Source organism: Variovorax sp. OK605, from assembly GCF_900115445.1.
Taxonomy (GTDB): Bacteria; Pseudomonadota; Gammaproteobacteria; order Burkholderiales; family Burkholderiaceae_C; genus Variovorax.
Genome location: NZ_FOWL01000017.1, coordinates 54,661 through 77,947, shown reverse-complemented (window position 1 = coordinate 77,947; position 23,287 = coordinate 54,661). Strand labels below are relative to the sequence as shown.

23 protein-coding genes and 1 tRNA gene are annotated in these 23,287 nt (G+C 68.0%); 12 read left to right on the top strand and 12 right to left on the bottom strand.

Features of this window, described 5'->3' with window-relative positions; translation table 11 throughout:
• Nucleotides 1-54: 54 nt before the first annotated feature.
• Both BM013_RS32225 and BM013_RS32220 read right to left on the bottom strand, forming a co-directional pair.
• Nucleotides 55-1,890, bottom strand: coding sequence for a hybrid sensor histidine kinase/response regulator (locus BM013_RS32225; protein WP_143098428.1), 1,836 nt, complete (start codon nt 1,888-1,890; stop codon nt 55-57).
• A gap of 14 nt (nt 1,891-1,904) precedes the next feature.
• Nucleotides 1,905-2,588: a response regulator gene (locus BM013_RS32220; RefSeq protein WP_093132724.1), complete on the bottom strand. Its 684-nt coding sequence runs from the start codon at nt 2,586-2,588 to the stop codon at nt 1,905-1,907.
• A gap of 242 nt (nt 2,589-2,830) precedes the next feature.
• Here BM013_RS32220 and BM013_RS32215 point away from each other — a divergent pair, with 242 nt between their 5' ends.
• Nucleotides 2,831-4,525: a phospholipase D family protein gene (locus BM013_RS32215; protein ID WP_093132722.1), complete on the top strand. Its 1,695-nt coding sequence runs from the start codon at nt 2,831-2,833 to the stop codon at nt 4,523-4,525.
• Between the two features lie 60 nt (nt 4,526-4,585).
• Here the strand turns inward: BM013_RS32215 and BM013_RS32210 are convergent, their stop codons facing one another.
• The 4 genes from BM013_RS32210 to BM013_RS32195 form a co-directional block, all read right to left on the bottom strand.
• Nucleotides 4,586-5,350 carry a hypothetical protein gene (locus tag BM013_RS32210; protein ID WP_093132720.1) on the bottom strand — a complete coding sequence of 255 codons (765 nt, stop codon included), beginning with the start codon at nt 5,348-5,350 and terminating at the stop codon, nt 4,586-4,588.
• A gap of 71 nt (nt 5,351-5,421) precedes the next feature.
• Entirely contained in the window at nt 5,422-5,802 is a 381-nt protein-coding gene (locus BM013_RS32205; protein ID WP_093132718.1) for a hypothetical protein, read from the bottom strand.
• A gap of 402 nt (nt 5,803-6,204) precedes the next feature.
• The gene (locus tag BM013_RS32200; RefSeq protein ID WP_093132716.1) at nt 6,205-6,498 is read right to left on the bottom strand and encodes a hypothetical protein; all 294 of its coding nucleotides are present in this window, start codon (nt 6,496-6,498) and stop codon (nt 6,205-6,207) included.
• A gap of 15 nt (nt 6,499-6,513) precedes the next feature.
• Nucleotides 6,514-6,639 carry a YHYH domain-containing protein gene (locus BM013_RS32195; protein ID WP_094030734.1) on the bottom strand — a complete coding sequence of 42 codons (126 nt, stop codon included), beginning with the start codon at nt 6,637-6,639 and terminating at the stop codon, nt 6,514-6,516.
• Between the two features lie 368 nt (nt 6,640-7,007).
• Between BM013_RS32195 and BM013_RS32190 the strand changes: the two genes are divergently transcribed.
• Complete coding sequence (locus BM013_RS32190; protein ID WP_093132714.1) at nt 7,008-7,400, top strand: hypothetical protein; 393 nt, start codon at nt 7,008-7,010, stop codon at nt 7,398-7,400.
• Nucleotides 7,401-7,802: 402 nt separating this feature from the next.
• Here BM013_RS32190 and BM013_RS32185 read toward each other — a convergent pair.
• A tRNA-Arg gene (locus tag BM013_RS32185) sits at nt 7,803-7,877 on the bottom strand.
• A gap of 43 nt (nt 7,878-7,920) precedes the next feature.
• Nucleotides 7,921-8,592 (bottom strand): TetR family transcriptional regulator, encoded by a 672-nt coding sequence (locus BM013_RS32180; protein WP_093132712.1) that lies wholly within the window; start codon nt 8,590-8,592, stop codon nt 7,921-7,923.
• Between the two features lie 178 nt (nt 8,593-8,770).
• On the opposite strand from BM013_RS32180, the gene BM013_RS32175 reads away from it, so the two are divergent.
• The 4 genes from BM013_RS32175 (at nt 8,771) to BM013_RS32160 (ending at nt 15,458) form a co-directional block, all read left to right on the top strand.
• Nucleotides 8,771-10,081 carry an efflux RND transporter periplasmic adaptor subunit gene (locus BM013_RS32175; protein ID WP_093132710.1) on the top strand — a complete coding sequence of 437 codons (1,311 nt, stop codon included), beginning with the start codon at nt 8,771-8,773 and terminating at the stop codon, nt 10,079-10,081.
• Between the two features lie 17 nt (nt 10,082-10,098).
• On the top strand, nt 10,099-13,263 hold the full coding sequence (locus BM013_RS32170) for an efflux RND transporter permease subunit (RefSeq protein WP_093132708.1): 3,165 nt from the start codon (nt 10,099-10,101) through the stop codon (nt 13,261-13,263).
• Nucleotides 13,256-14,683 carry an efflux transporter outer membrane subunit gene (locus BM013_RS32165; protein WP_093132706.1) on the top strand — a complete coding sequence of 476 codons (1,428 nt, stop codon included), beginning with the start codon at nt 13,256-13,258 and terminating at the stop codon, nt 14,681-14,683. The genes BM013_RS32170 and BM013_RS32165 overlap by 8 nt, the downstream gene beginning before the upstream one ends.
• A gap of 115 nt (nt 14,684-14,798) precedes the next feature.
• Nucleotides 14,799-15,458 carry a c-type cytochrome gene (locus BM013_RS32160; protein ID WP_093132704.1) on the top strand — a complete coding sequence of 220 codons (660 nt, stop codon included), beginning with the start codon at nt 14,799-14,801 and terminating at the stop codon, nt 15,456-15,458.
• A 69-nt stretch (nt 15,459-15,527) separates the two neighbouring features.
• Here BM013_RS32160 and BM013_RS32155 read toward each other — a convergent pair whose 3' ends face one another.
• From BM013_RS32155 to BM013_RS32145, 3 genes are all read right to left on the bottom strand, one after another.
• Nucleotides 15,528-16,088 carry a DUF2946 family protein gene (locus BM013_RS32155; RefSeq protein ID WP_093132702.1) on the bottom strand — a complete coding sequence of 187 codons (561 nt, stop codon included), beginning with the start codon at nt 16,086-16,088 and terminating at the stop codon, nt 15,528-15,530.
• A 4-nt stretch (nt 16,089-16,092) separates the two neighbouring features.
• Nucleotides 16,093-17,139, bottom strand: a complete 1,047-nt coding sequence (locus tag BM013_RS32150) for a YheT family hydrolase (protein WP_093132892.1) — start codon at nt 17,137-17,139, stop codon at nt 16,093-16,095.
• 68 nt (nt 17,140-17,207) lie between these two features.
• Nucleotides 17,208-17,660 carry a YybH family protein gene (locus tag BM013_RS32145; RefSeq protein ID WP_093132700.1) on the bottom strand — a complete coding sequence of 151 codons (453 nt, stop codon included), beginning with the start codon at nt 17,658-17,660 and terminating at the stop codon, nt 17,208-17,210.
• 217 nt (nt 17,661-17,877) lie between these two features.
• Here BM013_RS32145 and rutA point away from each other — a divergent pair, with 217 nt between their 5' ends.
• From rutA to rutF, 6 genes are read left to right on the top strand one after another with little or no spacing between them, the layout of a single operon-like run.
• A complete protein-coding gene (rutA, locus tag BM013_RS32140) occupies nt 17,878-18,993 on the top strand; it encodes a pyrimidine utilization protein A (protein ID WP_093132698.1) in 1,116 nt (371 codons plus the stop codon).
• Between the two features lie 14 nt (nt 18,994-19,007).
• The gene (rutB, locus tag BM013_RS32135) at nt 19,008-19,799 is read left to right on the top strand and encodes a pyrimidine utilization protein B (RefSeq protein WP_256221805.1); all 792 of its coding nucleotides are present in this window, start codon (nt 19,008-19,010) and stop codon (nt 19,797-19,799) included.
• 22 nt (nt 19,800-19,821) lie between these two features.
• Nucleotides 19,822-20,223 carry a pyrimidine utilization protein C gene (gene rutC, locus BM013_RS32130; RefSeq protein ID WP_093132696.1) on the top strand — a complete coding sequence of 134 codons (402 nt, stop codon included), beginning with the start codon at nt 19,822-19,824 and terminating at the stop codon, nt 20,221-20,223.
• A gap of 5 nt (nt 20,224-20,228) precedes the next feature.
• Nucleotides 20,229-21,044, top strand: a complete 816-nt coding sequence (gene rutD, locus BM013_RS32125) for a pyrimidine utilization protein D (RefSeq protein ID WP_093132695.1) — start codon at nt 20,229-20,231, stop codon at nt 21,042-21,044.
• Nucleotides 21,041-21,637, top strand: coding sequence for a malonic semialdehyde reductase (locus BM013_RS32120; protein ID WP_093132693.1), 597 nt, complete (start codon nt 21,041-21,043; stop codon nt 21,635-21,637). Before rutD ends, BM013_RS32120 begins: the two co-directional genes overlap by 4 nt.
• 12 nt (nt 21,638-21,649) lie before the next feature.
• The gene (gene rutF / locus BM013_RS32115) at nt 21,650-22,207 is read left to right on the top strand and encodes an NADH-dependent FMN reductase RutF (RefSeq protein WP_093132691.1); all 558 of its coding nucleotides are present in this window, start codon (nt 21,650-21,652) and stop codon (nt 22,205-22,207) included.
• Between the two features lie 251 nt (nt 22,208-22,458).
• On the opposite strand, the gene rutR is transcribed toward rutF, so the two are convergent.
• Nucleotides 22,459-23,163, bottom strand: coding sequence for an HTH-type transcriptional regulator RutR (rutR, locus tag BM013_RS32110; protein WP_093132689.1), 705 nt, complete (start codon nt 23,161-23,163; stop codon nt 22,459-22,461).
• Between the last annotated feature and the right edge of the window lie 124 nt (nt 23,164-23,287).

The following is a 23,287-nucleotide window of genomic DNA, read 5'->3' as shown; positions in this document are numbered from 1 at the left end:
GTCAACGTGCGTGTGGACGTGTGGACGTGTGGACGTGTGGATGCGGCTGAGGATTCAGGACCGGTCGATGGCCTCGGCCAGCGCGCGGCCCAGCCCGAGGTCGTCGACGGGCTTGCGCAGCAGCGGCAGGGCATGCCTGCGCGCCGCCTCGATCACCGCCGGGTCGGTGTCGGCCGTGACCATGACGATGGGCAATGCGGGCAATGCGCGCACGTCGCAGCGCTGCGCGCGCAGGCGCTCGACCGCGTCGAAGCCCGACACGCCGCCGCCCAGCCGGCAGTCGACCACCACCGCATCGGGCTGGCCGGGTTGGCCGGGTTGGCCGAGCTGGGCCAGTGCCTCTTCGACGGTGGCCGCGGACAGCACGCGGCAGCCCATTGCGCCCAGCGCGTTGAGGTAGGCGCCGCGCACCATCGGGTCATCTTCGAGCACCAGCACGCAGCGCCCGGCCAGGCTCCACGGCGCGCGCGTGTCGTCGCCCTGCGCATCGGCCGGCGCCGCGCGCGGCAGCCGCAGCCGAAAGCAGGCGCCCGCGCCGGGGCTCGATTCAAGCTCGACCGGCACGCCAAGCAACTCCGCCATGCGCCGCACGATGCCCAGGCCCAGCCCGTGTCCCGCGGCAGGCGCGCTGCCTTCGCCCGGCCCTTGCAGCCGCACCAGGTCTTCGAACACGAGGCGATGGTTCTCGGGCGCGATGCCGGGGCCGGTGTCTTGCACGGCGAGCTCCACATGCGCCGCGTCCTCCGCACGAACGCGCACATCGACCCGTCCGCCTGAAGGCGAGAACTTGATCGCGTTGTCGATCAGGTTCGCCAGCATGCGGCGCAGCAGGTCGGGGTCGGTTTGCACCGCCAGGCCGCCGGGGCAGGCGGTGCGCAGCTCGACCTGGCGCGCCGCGGCCGCCGCGCCGAAGCTGCTCATCACGGCCGACAGCAGCCGGTCGAGCCGCACGCGCTGCGGCTGCGCCACCACCACGCCGGCGTCGAGCTTCGACACGTCGAGCAGCGCGTCGAGCATGGCGCGCAGCTGCTCCAGGCTGGTGTCGACCACGTCGACGATGGCGCGCGCGTCGGGCGCCATGCCCACGTGGCGCAGCGCGCCCACGTTGAGCGCCATGGCCTGCAGCGGCTGGCGCAGGTCGTGGCTGGCGCCGGCCAGGAAGCGGCTCTTGTCGTTGTTGGCGCGCACCGCCTCGTCGCGCGCAATGGCGAGTTGCGCGCGCTCGAACTCCAGCGAGGTGGCCAGCGCCTGGTTCTCGGCGCGGATGCCGAACGACTCCTCGAAGGTCTGCAGGTTGCGTTTGGCGAAGCGCGTCTGCACGCCGAAGAACATCAGCACCAGCGCGCCCACGCACCAGCCGAGCCAGCCGCCCGACACCAGCCACATGGCGGCCGTGGGCACGAAGAGCAGCCCCGCATAGGCCAGGAAGGCGGGCATCACGGTGGCGCTGGTGGACACCGCGCCCGCGCCCCAGGACACCAGGATCATCGTGAGCACCGCGTCGAGCGTCGGGTCGAGCCGCGTCATGAACAGCGCCGCCGAGCCGTTGCACGCGCCGATCAGCACGTTCCAGCGCACCGTGGCGCGCAGCCGCGCGGCAATGGGGCGCGTGCGGTCGGCGGCCATGCGCGCGAGCGCGGCGGCGCGCCACTCGCGGCTGGCGATCACCGCGGCGAACCAGCCGAGCACGAAGGGCGCCGGCACGTCGCGCCAGACGATGGCGGCCACCACCACCGCGGTGAGCAGGATCTGCCAGCGCAGCCCCACGGCCTGCTCGGCGACGACCTGCAGGCGGCGCTCGTCGAGCTCGCTCGGCACGACGGGGGCAGGTGGCACCTCTGGCGCCACGGACGCTGCGGACGCAGCGGGCACGTCTGGCACGGTAGACATGCCGGTGCCCACGCTCAGGCCGCCTCGAGCGCCCACGCCGCCTGCGCGTCGAACACGCGGCACATGGCGTCGGTGCGGTTGCGCGCACCCAACGCGCGGTAGACCATCGACAGGTGCACCTTCACCGTGCCCTCGGCAATCGACAGCTGGCGCGCGATGAGCTTGACGGGCGTGCCCCGTATCGCGAGCGCCAGCACCTGGCGCTGGCGCGGCGACAGCTCGGCGCGCAGGAAGCCGGCAAGGTCTTCGCGCGGCAGCTCGTCGGGGTGGCGCGCGCGCGTCACGTCGTCGGCCAGCACGAACTCGGCCGGCAGGTAGATGCGGTGGCGCAGCACCACGCGCAACGCGGCCTCCATGTCCTCGAGGCGGTAAGACTTGGGTATGAAGCCGGCCGCGCCGGCCTCGATGACCTCGCGCACGCGCTGCGGCGAGCTCTCGGCCGACTGCATGCACACCGGCGTGGCCTCGAAGTGCGCCTTCACGGCCTTCAGCGCGGCAACGCCCGAGAGCTGCGGCAGGTGGTAGTCGAGCAGCAGCAGGTCGACACCCGCGGGCTCCAGCCGGCAGGCGTGCTCGGCGTCCCGCACGGCTTCGAAGTGAAGGGGGTTGCCGGGCTCGATCTCGGCGGCCATGCGCTCCAGCAGGAGGCGCGTGCCGTTCCAGACGATTTCATGGTCATCGACCAACAGAACCTTCATAGGGCCCTCTCGGTAGCGCGTTGACCTCCCCGCCTCGATGCAGGTTAGCGCAAAGGACCTCAATAAGCGAGCGCACGCACCTACACCAAAGGCCTAGTCCGATCGCCACCCCCAAGCCGCTCCGTGGATGCGCCGCGGGACTAGGCCGCCGCTAGGCGCTGCGTTCAATTGTTGCGGCGGGGGCCGCGCGGAAGACTGTCCGCATCGATTGCAACGCCGCGGTCGATGCACCTGGAACCGCCATGAACACCACCGACAAGCCCCTCGCCGCCTTGCTCGCCGCTTCCCTTGCTGCCTTGCGGCTCACTGCGTGCCGGCTGTGCATCCTGGCGCTGCAGCACCTCGTGATCAGCCGCGCGCTGTGCGGCGCGCTCATGGTCGCGCTGTCGATGCTCGCGGGCTGCGCCGCGTTGCCCGGCGACGTGCAGCGGGTCGCCTCGCAGGCGCGCACCGACGTCGAAGACAGCACGCTCGCTCACATCGCCGCCGCGTCACTGCCCGGTGCGGCGGGGCCGCTGTCCGGCGTGCGGCTGCTGCCGGGCGGCGACGATGCCTTCGACGCGCGCATCGCGCTCGCGGCGGCCGCGCAGCACAGCATCGACGCGCAGTACTACGTGGTGGCCGACGACACCTCGGGCCGGCAGTTTCTGCGCGAGCTGCGCGACGCGGCACAGCGCGGCGTGCGCGTGCGGCTGCTGGTCGACGACCTGTACGCGGGCGGCGAAGACGAGCTGCTGGCCGGCCTGGCCGCGCACGCCAACGTCGAGGTGCGCGTGTTCAACCCGCTGCCCGTGCGCAGCGGCGGCCTGCGCACGCGCGTGCTGCTGTCGCTGCACCAGATCGGGCGCGTGAACCGGCGCATGCACAACAAGCTCTTCATTGCCGACAACAGCTTTGCCATCACGGGCGGCCGCAACATTGCCGACGAGTACTTCGGCCGCAGCAAGCCGGCGAACTTCATCGACATGGACGCGCTGCTGGCCGGCCCCGCGGTGCGCGAACTGTCCGCGAGCTTCGACGCGTTCTGGAACGGGCCGCTGTCGTATCCCTTCGAGGCCATTGCAGCCGGCGACCGGCCCGCACCCGCCTACGCCCGCGAACGCTTCGCGGCGCTGGTGCGCCATCTCGGGCGCTTCATGCCCGCGGCCGGCGAACGCGATGCATTGGGGCGCGGCGCGGTCGGCGTGCAACTGGCGCAAGGGCGGGTCGAACTGGTGCCCGCCAGCGTGCGCGTGGTCGCCGACGCGGTGGTGCAGGCGCAGCCGGTGGCGGGCGATGCGGGCGGCGGCATGGACGGCACCGAAGGCGCGGTGATGGCCGCGAACCTCGACCTGTTTCGCACCGCGCGCTCCGAGGTGCTGGTCGTGTCGCCCTACTTCGTGCCCATGCCCCGCATGATCGACGCGCTGACGCATGCGAGCCAGGGCGGCGCGCGCGTGTCGGTCGTGACCAACTCGCTGGCCACCACCGACGAGCCGCTGGTGCACTACGGCTATGCGCGGCACCGCAGCGCCATCCTGGCGCTGGGCGCGACGCTGTACGAGCTGATGCCCGCGAGCGAGCCGCGCCCGGCCGAGACCGAAAGCGGCCGCGGCGCCGGCTCGCTGGGGCGCCTGCACGCCAAGCTGGCCGTGATCGACCGGCGCTGGTTCTACGTCGGCTCGATGAACATGGACCGCCGCTCGGCCCACTGCAACACGGAGCTGGGGCTGGTCGTCGACAGCCCCGCGCTGGCGGGCGAACTCGCGGACCTCATCGAGCGCGAGCGCATGCCCGCGAGCTTTGCGGTGAGCGAGGCGCCGGAGCGCGGCGGGCTGCAGTGGAGCTTCCTGCGCGGCGGACAGCGGTGGGTGCTGCACCAGGAGCCCGACTCGACCTGGGCGCAGCGGCTGCGGTGGTCGCTGCTGTCACTGGTGGTCGACGAAGATCTGCTGTGACGCGGCCGGCGCGCCTTGCGGCAGCGCCCGGGTCACATCGGGATCACGTCAGCGCCGCGGCTACTTTCCGCAGGCGTTGCCGGGTCCGGGATAGAACTTGATGCACGAGCACAACCCGTGGCGGTTGGTTTCGGCGGCGCACCAGGCGCGCTGCTTGTCTTCCTTGGCCTTTGCGATCACCAGGCCCTTTTCCGCCTCGGCCTTGGTCTTGGCCTGCGCGGCGGCCGTGCGCGCCTTGCTGTCGGCTTCGGCCTTGGCGAGTTGCTGGGCGCGCTGCTCCGCGGTCTGCTCGTGTGACGGCACGCGGGTCAGCACCGGGCCCAGCGGCTTCACCGGCCTGGAAGGCGCCTCGCTCTTGGGCTCGGGCTTCTTCTCCGGCGCCTTGGCGACCACCTTGGCGTCGCCCACGCAGATGGTCAGGCTGTGGAAGTCGTTCGGCTTGATCGCGTGGTTGTAGTTGCTGGTGCGCAGGCCGGCGCGCCAGAAGTCGTCGCCGGACTTGGCGAGCACCACGAACTCCGCGCTCGGCCAGTTCTGGCCGGCGGCGTTGCGCGTGGTCTCGAAGTTCGCCTTCTGCTCGTCGCTCATGCTCGCGTGGCCGCCTCGCTCAACGGCCGCCGCCTCCTTGTACGTCGGCAGGCGAGACTGCCGGCCGCCGATCTTGAAGTTGCGGCATGCGTCCTCGAGGATGTCCGCATGCGCGTTTCTCGTCGGATCGGGCGGCAGCTCCCACCGCAGGCCGGTGGGATCGGTGAACCCCACGGCGTGCGCCTGCAGGGCGGCCGACACCGCGAACAAGAAGGCAAGCAGCCTGATGGGTTTCATGGTCCTGGTCTACCGGTTGTTTTTTGTAACGGGCAGTCTATGGACCTCGGCGTGCCGGGCGGATCCCGCATTCAGGGGATAGACGCACAGAGGGGAAAGGGGGTTCGGCGTGCCGATGGCTTCGGCGTCGAAGGCTTCCATGGCGTCTGGCCTTCGCGCAAGGCATCACCCACAGCATCACCCAAGGCATCCCGCAAGGACTTGATCGTCACGTCGGCCGCGTCGATGCGACGCTGCAGCGTCTCGTTCACGAGGCACATCAATGCCCCGAGTTCGGAGCGGTTCGGATGAAGCTCCTCCGTGTCGTCAACCCGCTGCGGAAGGATGAGCTTTTCGAGGCACGCGTAGGCGCAGTGCACGCTGCGGATGCTCTCGATGTCGTCGTCTGCTTGCAGGGCGAGGGATTCGGGAGATGAAGGGTCGTGCGCGGACGCATTGACGGAATCAGGCATGGATGGCCTCCAAGAGGTGCGGTTTGCTGAAACCACCGCTCCCGAGACCAATCGAAGGCGGCAGCTCGACAGGTTGGTCTACCGGGCACCTCTTGCGAGAACCGGCCGGGCTTGCGCCCGCCCGTCGAGCCGCCAAAACTGGAGGCACGAACGACGAAGCCGCAGACCCTGCGGGGAACTGCGGCTTGCGTCGCAGAGATGCTTCAGGAGACCAATCCCGGTCACGCTTTTGGCGTGACGGGCGCAGTATATCGAGGGGGCGTGCGCATGGCGCCCTGCTCAAGCAAGCAGCCTAAACACTGGAATCTTCTGAAGAAGCGCCTCGAGCCCAATCGCGGCAGCACCATCGCTGGCGTCGGCAACTCTGATTCCTGATGCACAGAGAGCAAGTCTCCTGCGGCGTCAATCCTGAGACTTGGTCCCAGCCTTGCCTGTGTAGGGGTTGACATTGCCCTTGGTGGACCAGTTGTCCGCCTTCGTGCTGTTCGGGTTGGTCGCATGGCTCGGAGCGACATAAGTTCCATTGCTCTTGGTGTAGCCGCTGGTCGAATGGCTACCACTTGAGCTTGACCCAGTGCTGGAGCCATAGCTTGATGAATGCGAGCCATGGCCACTCGAACTGTGCCCACCGCCGCCCCTGGCAAAAGCGGAAGAGCCCAACGCCAGGATTGCTGCGCAAACAATGATCGATTTCATTTCATACCTTCCGCATCAGTGGCAATGGGAACCGCCGTTCTTGTGATCTCGATGGCAGCCATTCTTGTCCGTGCCCCCTGAATGGGCCAGCACGCCGCAGCTCATGCAAATGGCTGCAATCAAAACCGCCATCTTCTTCATGTTGTCTCCTCAGCTTTTAAGAGTGCTGAAGTGTGGTGCCCGGTGCGATTGGCGCCACGAGGGTTTGCGAGGCCCCATATTCATGGGAGCAAGGGATAAAAGATCTTTGACGCGGCTTGTCGAGATGGCAGATCCGCCGTTATGTGGGTCAGATGCGGGCGCATCTTTTTTGCACGTGCCAACAGCCCGTTGTCTTGCGCAGTTGCGCGCGGCTGTCCCCTTGGAGCGTACCCAGCGAAGGCCACCCCGAGTTTCTCAGCACAATCGAGAACATCCAGTGATTGCCATGGCGCGCATATGCCACCATCACAACGGGCCAGATCCGACGTCAGCCGGCTGGACTGCTTAATGACATATATGGGAGTGAAATGCAGCTTCACGCAACCGTCAGTGCTTCACCGCGGCACAGCGACTACGATGGAGCGGCCTACATTTATTGCCATGACCCGCTGCAGGACTACTGCTTTTCCCTGATTCGCAAGACCGATTCAAGCGGAATTGAGGTGATGGTCGTTGACCAAATCGTTCGTCGAGTCGACCACCTCGACGTAGATCTCGGCATATCGGGCTTCACAGCAACGCTGAGTCAAGACGACGCGGCGTCACTTGATGGGTACATCGAATACCGTATTGAGTTTCTGCCGGGGGACTGGGAATGGCAGACGATCAGGAACTCACTTGCGGTCATTTTTCGAGAAAAGACGGGGTTGGTGATAGTCGACCAAGCCCAGTCTCGAATGTCTGCTTCCGCGCGCTACTGACGACAGCTTTGGGCGGTCCTGCCTTTTCAATCAGTGACTGCTTTCGGGAAGACCAAATGTCTGCTACTGGGCGCAACGCTGAAGCTCATCTTGCGGGCTCCAAGCGTCACGATGAATCGCTCAGCCGCCTCCGACATACGCAGCGCCGTCATTCAGTAGGGCCCACGGATCGCGACAGCCCGGCTTTCCCGACTGCACAAGACACCGCGAGCCTTCTTCCACTGAGCTTCAAGCTACGCTGAAAAACCGGTGAAGCATATGGGCCCGACTTCTGGAAAATATGCCGCCGAACGTGCACCCTGCTGATGCACAACCATTGGCGAACCACTGCGAGCTCGCATTGCTCGTTCCCAGAGCGGAAAAAAAAATCCGGAAGAGTTTTCACTCTTCCGGATTCATATTTGGTCCCGCCGCCAGGAATCGAACCTGGATCTCAGCCTTCGGAGGGCCGAATTCTATCCGTTGAAATACAGCGAGGATGGGGGTTCCGGCACGCGCCGGAGCCCGTGATTATGGCCTATCAGGCGGCCAGTGTTTCGGGTTCGTTCGCAACAGGGGCGCCGGGCAGCGGCCGGGCGAAGCCGAGCCCCGCCAGATAGACCCTGAACGTGCGCCGCCCCGTGGGCACCAGCTCGAAAGCCTCGGGGTCGAGCAGCCAGTTCTGGATGAGCCCGCTGATGAGCGCGTGCAGCCCCTGCGCCGCCACGTAGCCGGGCACCGGCAGCTTGATGCGGTCGCGCCGCGCGGCCAGCCGCAGGGCTTTCTCGAAATCGACCACGCAGGCGTTGCGCGCGTCGAGGTGGCGCTGCTGCACCGAGGCCATGTCGTGCGTGTACTCGACCTTGTGGGTGGCCACGTCGAACACGCGGCGCACCTGCGGGTCGGTGGTCATGAGGGTGAGCGCGTGGACCATGCCCTCTTCGATCTCGACCAGCGGGTCGTCGCTGCCGATGGCAATGGCGGCCTTGGGGCCGGCCTCCAGCGGGAGGATGACGCGCTCCATCATCGCGTTGAAGAGATCGGCCTTGTCCTTGAAATGCCAATAGATGGCGCCCCGCGTCGCGCCGGCCTGCTGCGCGATCTGCTGCAGCGTGGTCTGCGAGACGCCTTGCGCCTGAAACAGCAGCTCCGCGGCATCGAGCAAGCGATTCCGCGTAGCCAGTGCTTCTTCCTTCGTACGACGTGCCACCAAGTCTCCTGATTTGTAAAGGCAACGCCCTTTACGTATCGTGGGGCCATTGCGTGGCTGTCACTATACATCCATGAATGTATGTAAACTACCCGGCTTCCCCGATGGCCCGCCTGGCTGTACAGGTTTCCGGTTCGCTCCGAGAACGCGCCATCTCCCGTCTTCGCTTCAAAGGAATCGCATGCCTCTCCTGCATGTCTCGCGTCAATCGTCCTTTTCGCCGCGTCTCGCGACCGTGGCTGCCGTCGTGCTCCTGGTCCTTGCGGGCTGCGGCAAGAGCGATGCGCCCGCCGCCGGCGGTGCCCCCGGCGGCGCCCGCCCCGCCCCCGAAGTGGGCGTGGTCGTGGCTGCGCCGACCGACGTCGGCCTGGTCACCGAACTGCCCGGGCGCCTCGAGGCCTCCCGCGTTGCCCAGGTCCGCGCCCGCGCGGCCGGCATCCTGCTGAAACGCGAATTCCGCGAAGGCAGCGACGTGAAGGCCGGCCAGCTGCTGTTCCGCATCGACCCCGCCCCGCTGGTGGCCGCTTCGCAGAACGCCCAGGCCACGCTGGCCCGCGCCGAAGCCAACGCCGTGCAGGCCAAGGCCCTGGCCGACCGCTACAAGCCGCTGGTCGAGGCCAACGCGGTGAGCAAGCAGGAATACGCCACGGCCGTGGCTTCGCAGAAGACGGCCGAGGCCGACGTGGCCGCCGGCCGCGCCGCGGTGCAGACCGCCCGAATCAACCTCGGCTACGCCGACGTGACCTCGCCCATCGCGGGCCGCATCGGCCGCGCGCTGGTGACCGAAGGCGCGCTGGTGGGCCAAGGCGACGCCACCGAGCTGGCCGTGGTGCAGCAGATCAACCCGGTGTACGTGAACTTCACGCAGTCGGCCACCGAAGTGCTGAAGCTGCGCCGCGCCGTGGCCGACGGCCAGTACAAGCGCGCCGGCGGCGGTGAAGCCGCCAGCATCCGCGTGGTGCTGGAAGACGGCTCCGACTACCCGCTGGAAGGCAAGCTGCTGTTCTCCGACCTCACGGTCGACTCGACCACGGGCCAGATCACGCTGCGCGCCGAAGTGCCCAACCCCAAGGGCGAGCTGCTGCCGGGCCTGTATGTGCGCGTGAAGCTGGAGCAGGCCCAGGCCACCAACGCGATCACGCTGCCACAGCAGGCCGTGACCCGCACGCAGCAGGGCGACACGGTTTCGGTGGTGAGCGCCGACGGCAAGATCAGCCAGCGCACGGTGAAGATCAGCGCCGCCAAGGACAACCAGTGGGTGGTGCTCGACGGCCTGAAGGCCGGCGAACAGGTGATGGTCGACGGCTTCCAGAAGCTGCAGATGATGCCGCCCGGCACGCCCGTGAAGGCGGTGCCCTGGAAGAAGACGGACCCCAACGCCGCCCCCGCCCCCGCGGCAGCCGCCTCGGCACCTGCAGCAGCACCTGCAGCAGCACCCGCAGCGGCCCCCGCGGCCGGTGGCCAGGCTTCGGCCCCGGCCGAGAAGAAGTAAGTTAGGAGCGCGCCCGCATGGCCAAATTCTTTATCGACCGCCCGATCTTTGCCTGGGTGATCGCGCTGTTCATCCTGGTGATGGGCAGCGTCGCAATCACCCAGCTGCCGATCTCGCAGTACCCGCCGGTGGCTCCTCCAGCCATCGTGATCAACGCCGCCTACCCCGGCGCGTCGGCCCAGACGCTCGAGGACAGCGTGCTGTCCGTGATCGAACGTGAAATGAACGGCTCGCCAGGGCTGATCTACATGGAATCGGTGGCGCAAGCCGACGGCACCGGCACCATCACGATCAGCTTCGAGCAGGGCACCGACCCCGACCTCGCCCAGGTGGACGTGCAGAACCGGCTGTCGCGCGCAACCCCGCGCCTGCCGGCCACGGTGACGCAGCAGGGCGTGCGCGTGGACAAGTCGCGCAACAACTTCCTGCTGTTCACGATCCTCTCGTCCGACAACCCGGCCTACGACCCGGTGGCACTGGGCGACTACGCCTCGCGCAACATCGTTCCCGAACTGCAGCGCATTCCCGGCGTGGGCCAGGCACAGCTGTTCGGCACCGAGAACGCGATGCGCATCTGGATCGATCCGACCAAGCTGCAGGGCTTCAACCTGTCGGCCGCCGACGTGAACAACGCCATCAAGGCGCAGAACGCGCAAGTGGCCTCCGGCACCATCGGCGACCTGCCGAACGTGCCCGGCCAGGCGATTGCCGCCACCGTGGTGGTGAACGGCCAGCTCGCCAACGTCGACCAGTTCAAGGAAATCGTGCTGCGCGCCAACACCGACGGCTCGACCGTGCGGCTGAAGGACGTGGCCCGCGTGGAACTGGGCGGCCAGGCCTATGCCACCTCGGCGCGCCTGAACGGCCAGCCGGCCGTGGGCGTGGGCGTGCAGCAGACGCCTTCGGGCAACGCGCTGCAGACCGCCAAGGCGGTGCGCGCCAAGATGGACGAGCTCTCCAAGTACTTCCCGCAGGGCGTGAAGTGGGCGATTCCGTACGACAGCTCGCGCTTCGTGAGCATCTCGATCACCGAAGTGGTCAAGACGCTGCTGGAAGCCGTGGCGCTGGTGTTCGTGGTGATGTTCATCTTCCTGCAGAACTGGCGCTACACGATCATCCCGACCATCGTGGTGCCGGTGGCGCTGCTGGGCACCTTCGCCACGCTGCTGGCGCTGGGCTTCTCGATCAACGTGCTGACCATGTTCGGCATGGTGCTGGTGATCGGTATCGTGGTTGACGACGCCATCGTGGTGGTGGAGAACGTCGAGCGCATCATGAGCGAAGAGGGGCTGTCGCCGCTCGAAGCCACGCGCAAGGCCATGAAGCAGATCTCGGGCGCCATCATCGGCGTGACCGTGGTGCTGATCTCGGTGTTCGTGCCGCTGGCGTTCTTCGCCGGCTCGACCGGCAACATCTACCGCCAGTTCTCGGCGGTGATGGTCGCGTCGATCGCGTTCTCGGCCTTCATGGCCCTGTCGCTCACGCCCGCGCTGTGCGCCACGCTGCTCAAGCCGGTGGAAGCCGGCCACCATCACGAGAAGCGCGGCTTCTTCGGCTGGTTCAACCGGGTGTTCACGCGCACGGCCAAGGGCTATGAAAGCGTGGTCTCGCGCCTGCTGCGCCGCGCGGCGCGCTACCTGATCATCTACGCGGCGATCATCGGCGCGGTGGTGGTGGCCTACATGCGCCTGCCGAGCTCGTTCCTGCCGCAGGAAGACCAGGGCAACATCATCGTGAACGTGCAGCTGCCGCCTGGCGCCACGCAGGAGCGTGCGCTGTCGGTCATGCAGCAGGTCGAAGGCTTCATCCTGAAGCAGCCCGAAGTGCAGAGCATGGTGGGCGTGATGGGCTTCAGCTTCTCGGGCCAGGGCCAGAACGCCGGCCTTGCCTTCGTGACGCTGAAGGACTGGGACGAACGCAAGGACCCGGCCCACTCCGCCAGCGCGCTGGCCGGCCGTGCCTTCGGTGCGCTGTCGGGCATCCGCGACGCCTTCATCTACCCGCTGAGCCCGCCGCCCATTCCTGAGCTGGGCAACGCGACCGGCTTCAGCTTCCGCCTGCAGGACCGCGCCGGCGCGGGCCACGAGGCATTGGTGAACGCACGCAACCAGCTGCTGGGCATGGCCGGGCAGAGCAAGATCCTGGCGCAGGTTCGCCCTGACGGCCTGGAAGACGCGCCGCAGCTGCAGATCGACATCGACCGCGACAAGGCCAACGCACTGGGCGTGACCTTCGACGCGATCAACTCGACGCTGTCGACCTCGCTGGGCTCCAGCTACGTGAACGACTTCCCGAACCGCGGCCGCCTGCAGCGCGTGGTGGTGCAGGCCGATGCGCCGGCCCGCATGCAGCCCGACGACCTGCTGAAGCTGAACGCCAGCAACAGCCAGGGCCTGCCGGTGCCGCTTGCGGCGTTCGCGACCACCAAATGGGTCAAGGGCGCCACGCAGACGGTGCGCTACAACGGCTACCCGGCGATCCGCATCAGCGGCGACGCGGCACCCGGCTTCAGCACGGGCGCCGCGATGGCCGAGATGGAAAAGCTCGCGGCGCAACTGCCCGCAGGCTTCGGCTTCGAATGGACCGGCCAGTCGCGTGAAGAAAAGCTCGCGGGCTCGCAGTCGATCATTCTTTACGGCTTCGCGATCCTGGCGGTGTTCCTGTGCCTGGCCGCGCTGTACGAGAGCTGGACGATTCCGCTGGCGGTGATCCTGGTGGTGCCCCTGGGCGTGATCGGGGTGCTGCTGGCGACCATGCTGCGCTCGTATTCGAACGACGTGTACTTCCAGGTGGGCCTGATCACCATCATCGGCCTGTCCGCGAAGAACGCGATTCTGATCATCGAGTTCGCGAAGGACCTGCAGGCGCAGGGCAAGGGGGTCGTGGAAGCGGCGCTCACCGCGGCCCACCTGCGGTTCCGCCCGATCATCATGACGTCGCTGGCCTTCGGGCTGGGTGTGCTGCCGCTGTTCCTCGCCTCGGGCGCGGGCTCGGCCAGCCAGCGTGCCATCGGCACCGGCGTGATCGGCGGGATGATCACCGGCACCGCCCTGGCCGTGTTCTTCGTACCTATCTTCTTCGTGGTGGTGCGCACGCTGTTCAAGGGCAGCGCACGACAACGCGAGGCCGACAAGCGGCATGCCGCCGCCGCCGGCATCGAGGAGGAACCCAAGCATGACTAAGAAACTGATTCCTACGGCCCTGGCAGCGGCCATGCTGCTGGCCGGCTGCTCGCTGATTCCGACGTACGAGCGCCCCGCCGCGCCGGTGCCGACCACCTACCCGGGCGACCCGTCGCAACCGGCCGGCCAGGCCGCGGCCAACCTGCCCTGGCAGGACTTCTTCACCGACGCCCGCCTGGCGGGCCTGATCCAGACCTCGCTGGCCAACAACCGCGACCTGCGGGTGTCGGTGCTCAACATCGAGCAGGCGCGCGCGCAGTTCCAGATCGAGCGATCGGCGCTGTTCCCGGCGCTGGGCCTCACGGGCACGGGCTCGCGCTCGAGCCCCAACGCCTACCGCGCGATCGACCCGAGCCAGGGCAGCGTGTCTTCGCAGTACGCCGTGAACTTCGGCTTCACGGCCTGGGAGCTGGACTTCTTCGGCCGCATCCGCGCGCTGAAGGACCAGGCCCTGGCGCAGTACCTGGCCACCGACGAGACGCGCAAGGCGGTGCAGATCAGCCTGATCGCCTCGGTCGCCAACGGCTGGCTCACGCTGCTGGCCGACGACGAACTGCTGGAGATCACGCGCCAGACGCTGGCAACGCGCGACGAGTCGGTGCGCCTCACGAAGCTGCGCTTCGACAACGGCGTGTCGTCCGAGCTCGACTTCCAGGCCGCGAACTCGCTGCTGGAAACCGCGCGCGCTTCGTATGCGCAACAGCTGCGCGTACGCCAGCAGGACGAGAACGCGCTGGCGCTGCTGCTGGGCGCGCCGGTGCCCGCCGAGGCCACCGCCGGTGGTACCAAGGGCCTGGACGGCATCAGCCCGATGCCCGACGTGCCCGCCGGCCTGCCGTCGGACCTGCTGGCCGAACGCCCGGACATCCGCTCGGCCGAGCAGCAGCTGATTGCGGCCAACGCCAACATCGGCGCGGCGCGCGCCAACTTCTTCCCGCGCGTGTCGCTCACCAGCAGCATCGGCACCGCGAGTTCGGAGTTCTCGGGCCTGTTCGACCGCGGCTCCAAGGCCTGGTCGTTCGCGCCCACGGTGACGCTGCCGATCTTCAATGCCGGCGCCAACATCGCCACGCTCGACTCGGCCAAGGCCGGGCGCGAGATCGCGGTGGCGCAGTACGAGAAGTCGATCCAGACGGCGTTCCGCGAAGTGGCCGATGCGCTCGCGGGCCGCGCCACGCTGGGCGAGCAGGTGCGCGCGCAGCGTGCGCAGGCCGAGGCCGAAGGCGTGCGCTTCAAGCTCTCCGACCTGCGCTACCGCAACGGCATCGCCAGCGCGCTCGACCTGCTGGACGCGCAGCGCTCGCTGTTCACGGCGCAGCAGTCGGCCGTGACCACGCGGCTGCTGCAGCTGCAGAACCAGGTCACGCTGTACAAGACCCTGGGTGGCGGCTGGGCCACGCGCGACGCCAACAAGGGTTGAGACGCGAAGGTGTCCTCTAAGGGTGGTCCCTTGCCCTGTTCGGCGGGGGGTCTCTCTATAATCGCCGGTTGGTTAGGAAACGCCCCCCGACGAGCCCCCGATATTGAGGACGCCAATGAGCGCAGACCCGCATTACCAGGCCACAGAAGAAGCCCACACCGGGCCGATCAAGAACCCGAAGCAACTGCTGCTCGCGGTATTTTTCTCCTTCATCATTCCGATCCTGATCATCGTGGGACTTGTTTCCTATGTGGTCTCGGGCAACAAGCCCGCCGGGACCGCGGAGGGCGACAACATGGCGCTCTACGGGGTGACCAAGGAAGCGCGCGACCGCGAAGTGGCCGAGCGACTGAAGAAGATCGGTGCCATCGAGATCCGTGACGCCAACCGCCCCCTGGCGGCCGGCGAAGCGGTCTTCAAGGCCCAGTGCGCGACCTGCCACGGCGCCCCGGGCATCCCCGGCGCACCGCACTTCCAGGACGCCGCGGCCTGGGGCCCTCGCATAGGCCAGGGCTACGCCACCCTCCTCGAACATGCCCTGAAGGGCAAGGGCGCCATGCCTGCCCAGGGCGGCGGCGACTTCGAAGACCTCGAAGTGGGCCGTGCCGTGGTCTACATGGCCAATGCCGGCGGCGCCAAGTTCCCGGTGCCCGACCGCCCGGCGGCTGCAGCCCCGGCCGAAGGCGCTTCGGGTGCTGCTCCTGCGACAGGCGCAGCACCCGCAGCGGCGCCCGCAGCCCCTGCGGCCTCCGAGGCCAGCGCTGCACCGAAGTAAGCGTTTTCCCTAATCCAAAGAAAAAGCCGGCCCAGCGCCGGCTTTTTCATGGGCGTCGAAAACGCGGGTTCAGGGCTTGGACGGCGCCGGAGCCGCTTCGACATGGCGCTCCGCCGGGCTCAGCACATGCCCGAAGCGGGCCGGCAACTCGTCGGCCTGCACGGCCTCGGGCGTCCACAGGCCGCGCTCGACGGCCTCGGCCGCAATGCCCACGTCCTGCGTGTGCACCAGGCCCAGGCCGATCGGCGAGGCCAGGTAGAGCCGGCCTTCCGCGTCGAGCAGGCAGCCCGACACCTCGACCGCCTTGCCGGTGTGCGAGGTCACGGTGAAACCGTCGCCCTCCTCGGCCACGCGCCACACCAGCGGCGCGGCTTCCAGCTCCACGTACACGCGCTGCGGCCCGTTCTGGAAGAACCACTGGCCTTCGTCGTCGTGCTCGTAGTTGCGGTGAATGAAGTCGATCAGCTTGTCGTGCCGCAGCATCGAGCCCTTGGCGCTGCGGAAGGGGCCCTGCGCCTGGGTGCGGTCGTCGCGCATGTACCAGTTGCCGCGCGCGTCGAGGCCGAGCCAGCCGTAGCAGTGCGGCACGTTGGGCCATTTGGCCAATGCTTGTTTGACGATGTCGTCCATGGCGTCATTCTCTTCCTGCCGGCAGGCCCGCGCCGTCAGTCAATGTGCCGCCGTGCGACTGCATGTGCAACTGCATCTGCAGCCAGTTGCCGACCTGCTCCGGCATGCCGCGCACATGGCCGGGCGGCGGCCCCATCGGAAAGCCGACGTGGCCGCCGTGCTCGGGCTGCCACAGCGTCACGTGCGGGCCCACTTCGCCGGCGCGGGGCAGGCTGCTCGCGGGAATGAACGGGTCGTTGCGCGCGTTCGCCACCAGTGCGGGCACCCGGATCGACGCCAGGTGCGGCTTGGCCGAGCCGCGCGACCAGTAGTCGTCGACGTCGCGAAAACCGTGCAGCGGCGCGGTGAAGACGTTGTCGAAGTCGTGGAGGTTGCGCGCCGCCAGCAGCCGCTCGCGGTCGAACAGGCCCGGAAACTGCGCCAGCTTGGCCAGCGCCTTGGGCTTCATGGTGTTCAGGAACATGCGCGTGTACACGAGCTTGTTGAAACCGCGGCCGATGGCCTCGCCGCCCGCGGCCAGGTCGAGCGGCGCGCAGACCGAGGCCACGGCGCTCACCACGCCCGACGCGGTTTGTCCCGCTTCCGAAGCCCATCGCATGAGCGCATTGCCGCCCAGCGACACGCCCGCGGCCAGCACCGGCCCGCCGCCCTTTTGCGCATGCTGGTCGCGCATGCGCGCCAGGATCCAGCCGATTTCCTCGAAGTCGCCCGAATGGTAGGCGCGCGGCGCCAGGTTCATCTCGCCGCTGCAGCCGCGGAAATGCGGCACCGCGAAGGCCATGCCGCGCGAGGCGGCGAACGCGGCGAACGCCTCCGCGTAGTGGCTGCGCGAGGAACCCTCGAGGCCGTGGAACAGCACAAGCAGGGGCGCAGCCTTGGCGGCCGAAGCAGGCGCATCGACGAAGTCGACGTCGACGAAATCGCCGTCCGGCGTGGGCCAGCGCTCGCGGCGGTAGACCGGCGCGGGGCCGTCGAAGCGCCGCGCATACAGCGCGGCCCAGATGGTCTGCAGGTTGCCGCCGGGCAGCCAGCGCGGCGCGGCGTAGGCCAGCGCCGGTTGAAAAGACGATGCCGGCGAAGAAGACGCGGAAGAAGGGGAGTAAGAAACGAAGGAAGGCATCAATGCAGGGTCTGGGGCGGATCGTTGGCGTCGTCCGGTTCGCGTGCGCTGCCGGGGCTCGCGTGGTGCGCCACCATGCGCCAGCCTTCGGCGGTCTTGTGATAGACGTTGGTGGCCAACACGAAGGCATGGCGCGGGCCTTCGGCGGTGAGCACCTCGATGCGCTCCAGCACGTTGTGCACGGCGCTGGCCAGCGACTCGATCTTGCGCACCTTCGCCGGCATGGCGTGGATGGCGCCGTTGCCGAACATCTGCTCGAAGGCCGCGCGGATCGCCACGGCCCCCACCAGCCGGGGGCCGCCGGGGTGCACGCAGAACACCTCGTCCTCGTCGGCCCAGCAGGCCATCAGCGCATCGATGTCGCCGCGTTGCAGCGCTTCGTAGAAGGCGGCCTCGACATCGTCGGCAGTGCCGCTGATGGCCGCGGCGGCGCGGAGTGGGGTCTTGGGCATGGCGTGATTCTGCCGCGCACTCCGTGACCGCGGCACTGCACCGGTTTGGTCCGGCCCGCACCGTGCGGCGGCAATCCGGACCGTTCGGCTGCTCCACTTTGGACCAAATGGTCAAAACCTGAACACCGAATCTTCTTAAGCCATTGATTCAAAACGACTTATTCAACTGGCACGGCGCATGCAAGGCGTTGCACAACCCCGCAACAGGAGCCTTTCCATGAACGTCGGCATCTTCATTCCCATCGGCAACAACGGCTGGCTGCTTTCCGAAAACGCCCCGCAGTACAAGCCCAGTTTCGAACTCAACAAGCAGATCACGCTGAAGGCCGAGCGCTACGGCGTGGACTTCGCGCTGTCCATGATCAAGCTGCGCGGCTTCGGCGGCAAGACGGAGTTCTGGGACCACAACCTCGAGTCGTTCACGCTCATGGCCGGCCTGGCCGCCGTCACCAGCAAGATCAAGCTCTTTGCCACGGCCGCCTCGCTGGTCATGCCGCCGGCCATCGTGGCGCGCATGTCGTCCACCATCGATTCCATTTCCAACGGCCGCTTCGGCCTGAACCTCGTCACGGGCTGGCAGCGCCCCGAGTACTCGCAGATGGGCATGTGGCCCGGCGACCAGTTCTTCGGCACGCGCTACCAATACCTGAGCGAATACATCCAGGTGCTGCGCGACCTGTGGGGCACCGGCCAGTCGGACTTCAAGGGCGACCACTTCCAGATGGACGACTGCCGCATGAGCCCGCAGCCGCAGGCCGACATGAAGGTGATCTGCGCCGGCCAGAGCGACGCGGGCATGGCGTTCTCCGCCAAATACGCCGACTACAACTTCTGCTTCGGCAAGGGCGTGAACACGCCCAAGGCCTTCGCCCCCGCGGCCGAGAAACTCATCGAGGCCATCGCCAAGACCGGCCGCCACGTCACCACCTACGTGCTGATGATGGTCATTGCCGACGAGACCGACGAGGCCGCGCGCGCCAAGTGGGAGCACTACAAGGCCGGCGCCGACCACGAGGCCATTGCCTGGCTGGGCCAGCAGGGCGCGGCCGACACCAAATCGGGCGCCGACACCAACGTGCGCCAGATGGCCGACCCCACCTCGGCCGTGAACATCAACATGGGCACGCTCGTGGGTTCGTACGCCAGCGTGGCACGCATGCTCGACGAAGTGGCCGAAGTGCCCGGCACCGAAGGCGTGCTGCTGACCTTCGACGACTTCGTGCAGGGCGTGGAAGCCTTCGGCGAGCGAATCCAGCCGCTCATGAAGAGCCGCGCGCACGTGCACAGCCCGGTGCCCTCGCAGGTGGCCGAACCCGAGCGCCTCGCGGCCTGAACAGGAGAGCCCCAGTGAGCACACCCGCACGCAACGCCACCCTCACCTCGAACATTCCCGTGGGCGCGCCGCGCCTGCCCGGCGCGCCCGCACCGCGGGTCCTGCCCGCGCGCCCCGAACCGCTCGCGCTGCACGCCACCGACTCCGCGCTGATCGTCGTCGACATGCAGAACGCCTACGCCTCGCTCGGCGGCTACGTCGACTCGGCCGGCTTCGACATCTCGGGCGCGCAAGGCACCATTGCCGGCATCGTGCGCGCCATCGCCGCGGCGCGCGCGGCCGGCATGCTGGTCGTGTTCCTGCAGAACGGCTGGGACGCGTCGTACGTCGAGGCCGGCGGCCCCGGCTCGCCGAACTGGCACAAGTCGAACGCGCTGAAGACCATGCGCGCCAGGCCCGAGCTGCAGGGCAAGTTCCTCGCCAAGGGCGGCTGGGACTACGAGCTCATCGAGCAGATGAAGCCGCAGGCCGGCGACATCGTCGTGCCCAAGACGCGCTACAGCGGCTTCTTCAACAGCACGCTGGACAGCACGCTGCGCGCGCGCGGCATCCGCCACCTGGTGTTCACCGGCATCGCGACCAACGTGTGCGTGGAGTCGACGCTGCGCGACGCGTTCCACCTCGAGTACTTCGCGGTGATGCTGGAAGACGCCACGCACGAGCTCGGCGGGCCCGCGATCCAGAAGGCCTCGGTCTACAACGTCGAGACCTTCTTCGGATGGGTCTCCACGGTGGACCGGTTCTGCCAGACCTTCGCGCCTGAACACGTGGCCCAAACCGCCCCGGCCGAAGCCGCCACCGCCTGATTCTTTCCAAGGAGCCTTCCTCATGCCCAAGCAAGCCATCATCCCGCCCGGCACCGGCGTTCCCCTCGCCCCCTACGTTCCCGGCACGCTCGCCGACGGCGTGCTCTACGTGTCGGGCACGCTGCCCTTCGACAAGGACAACAACGTGGTCCACGTGGGCGACGCGGCCGCGCAGGCGCGCCACGTGCTCACCACCATCCAGGGCGTGGTCGAGGCCGCCGGCGGCACCATGGACGACGTGACCTTCAACCAGATCATGATCAAGGACTGGGCCGACTACGCGAAGATCAACACCGTGTATGCCGAGTTCTTTCCCGGCACCAAGCCGGCGCGCTTCTGCATCCAGTGCGGCCTGGTGAAGCCCGATGCGCTGATCGAGATCGCCTCGATCGCGCACGTCGGCAAGATCGACCCGAAGGGCTGAGCCGCATGACCGCGCTGCACTACGAGGTGCACGGGCCGTCCGATGCGGCCGCCACCGTGCTGCTGTCGTCGGGCCTCGGCGGCTCGGCCGGGTTCTGGCAGCCGCAGCTGGGCGCGCTCATTGCCGCGGGGCACCGCGTGATCGCCTACGACCAGCGCGGCACGGGCCGCAGCCCCGCCGCGCTGCCCGAGGCCTACGCGATCGCCGACATGGCGAACGACGTGCGCGAGATCCTCGACGCCACGAACACCTCGCACTGCCACTTCGCGGGCCATGCACTCGGCGGGCTCGTGGGGCTGCAATTGGCGCTTGATGCACCGTCGCGCATCGAGCGCCTGGTGCTCATCAACGCCTGGTCGAAGCCCAACCCGCATTCGGCGCGCTGCTTCGACGCACGGCTCGCGCTGCTCGGCGCCGTCGGTCCGCGCGCGTATGTGGAAGCGCAACCGATCTTCCTGTACCCCGCCGCGTGGTGCGCCGCGCATGCGAAGCGCGTGGCGGACGAGGTCGATCACGCCTTCGCGCATTTCCCCGGCGAGGCCAACATGCGCGCGCGCATCGCAGCGCTGCGCGCCTTCGACATCGACGCGCGCCTGGCCGGCATTGCCGCCCCCACGCTGGTGGCCGCCGCGAAAGACGACGTGCTCGTGCCCTGGACCTGCTCGCTGCGCCTGACCGACGGCTTGCCCAACGCCACGCTCAACCTCATGGCGCACGGCGGCCACGCCCACAGCGTGACCGAGGCCGATGCGTTCAACAGCACCCTGCTGGCCTTTCTTTCGCGGGTCGATGCGCCCGCGCCATCTCCTCTTCCCGCATGACCACTCGCACCACCCTCGACGACGCCGCGCTGTCGCTGCTCTTCACCGCCGCGCGCAGCCACAACGGCTGGACCGGTGAACCCGTCACCGACGCGCAGCTGCAGCAGATCTACACGCTCGCGAGCCTCGGCCCGACCTCGGCCAACTGCTCGCCCGCGCGCTTCGTGTTCGTGCGCACGCCCGAGGGCAAGGAGCGCCTCGCGCCCGCGCTCTCCAAAGGCAACCTCGACAAGACGATGGGCGCGCCCGTCACGGTCATCGCGGCGTGGGACCGCAAGTTCTACGACAAGCTGCCCACGCTGTTCCCGCACGCCGACGCGCGCAGCTGGTTCACCGGCAGCCCCGAGGCCGCGCACGAGACCGCCTTTCGCAACGCCAGCCTGCAGGCGGGCTACCTGCTGCTGGCCGCGCGCGCGGTGGGCCTGGACGCCGGCCCGATGTCGGGCTTCGACAAGGCGAAGGTCGACGCCGCCTTCTTCGAGGGCACCGACTGGAGCGTCAACTTCCTCATCAACCTCGGCCACGGCGACGCGTCGAAGGTGTTCGGGCGCCTGCCGCGCCTGCCCTTCGACGAAGCCTGCGTGCTGGCCTGACGGAGCCGCGACATGCTGAACACCATGGCCTCCCACACCGTTTCATCGAACCCGAACGGCATGCCGGCAGGATTGCCTGGACTTCCGAAAGCCGACTACCGCAATGCGATGGCGCGCCTGGGCGCGGCGGTGAACATCATCACCACCGACGGCCCCGCCGGCCGCGCGGGCTTCACGGCCTCGGCCGTGTGCAGCGTGACCGACGAACCGCCCACCTTGCTCGTGTGCCTGAACCGTTCGGCCTCGGTGTATCCGGCATTCAAGGCGAACGGCGTGCTGTGCGTGAACGTGCTGGCCGCGGGGCACCAGTCGCTGTCGGCATTGTTCGGCGGCAAGACGCCGATGGACGAACGCTTCGCGGCCGGCCGATGGAGCCGCAAGACGACCGGCTCGCCGATGCTCGACGACGCGGCCGTGTCCTTCGACTGCCGCGTGATGCACGCGACGAGCGCGGGCACGCACGACGTGCTGTTCTGCGAAGCGGTGTCGATCGCGATCGGCGGGGCGGCGCAAGGGTTGATCTACTTCGATCGCCGGTACCACGAGATCGCGGTGCCGCCGCAGCACTGACTGGCAGCCTCTTCTTTTCCCTCTTCTCCTCTTCTCCTCTTCTCCTCTTCCCCTCTCTCCCCCGCTCCCTTTCTTGTCCCCTCTCCCCTCGGGGAGAGGGTCAGGGTGAGGGGACAGCGGCACTTGCAAGAAGCAGCTGCGAATTCAACGCCGCGGCCCTCACCCCAGCCCTCTCCCCAAGGGGAGAGGGAGCAAGACCCGGCGACTTGCGTGATGCGGTTCTGCGTCGCACCCACAAGAAGATGCAAGCCTCAGCGCGGCGTAATCCCCTGCAGCACGATGCGCTGCACGTTCTCCACGGTCCGCTCGAAGAACGCCTCGTCATCGAGCGTGTGCCCCGACAGCGCCTGCACCTGCACGCCGAAATCCGCGTAGTGCTGCGTGATTGCCCACAGCGCGTAGATCAGGTGCTGCGGGTCGACGGGCGCCAGCTTGCCCGCTTCCACCCACGCAGCGATCACTTCCGACTTGCGCTCCACCAGCGTGCGCAACTCGCGGTCGAGTTCGTCGCGCAACAGCGGCGCACCCTGGATCATTTCAAGACAGAACAACCGCGACGCATCGGGCCGGTCGCGCGAGATCACGAGCTTGCGGCGGATGTAGTCGCCAATGGCCGTGCTCGGGTCCTGCTCGGCGCTGAAGCCGCGCAGCGGTTCGAGCCACAGCGCGAGCAGGTCGCGCAGCACGTTGACGTAGAGCTCTTCCTTGTTCGCGAAGTAATAGAGCAGGTTGCTCTTCGACACGTCGGCACGCGCGGCCACCTGGTCGATCGACGTGCCGTGCAGGCCGAAGCGCGAGAACAGGCCCAATGCCGCGCCAAGGATGGCGCTGCGCTTGTCCTCGATCTGGCGCAACCGGCGGTTCACCGCGGACGCGCTGCGCACCGCGGGTTTCGCACGCTTGCGCGCCGGGCTCTGCGTGCTGGCTGCTGCGGCCAGCGCCTTGGTCTTCGGCATCTTCCCTCGCTCTCTGTCGATCTCGGTTTTCGTACTGCGCACCACTGTAAGGCCAGGGTGCATCGCCTTGCGCCACAACGGCCTTCGCGAACCTCCGCAAGAAGCTCGCCGCGCACCATGCTGA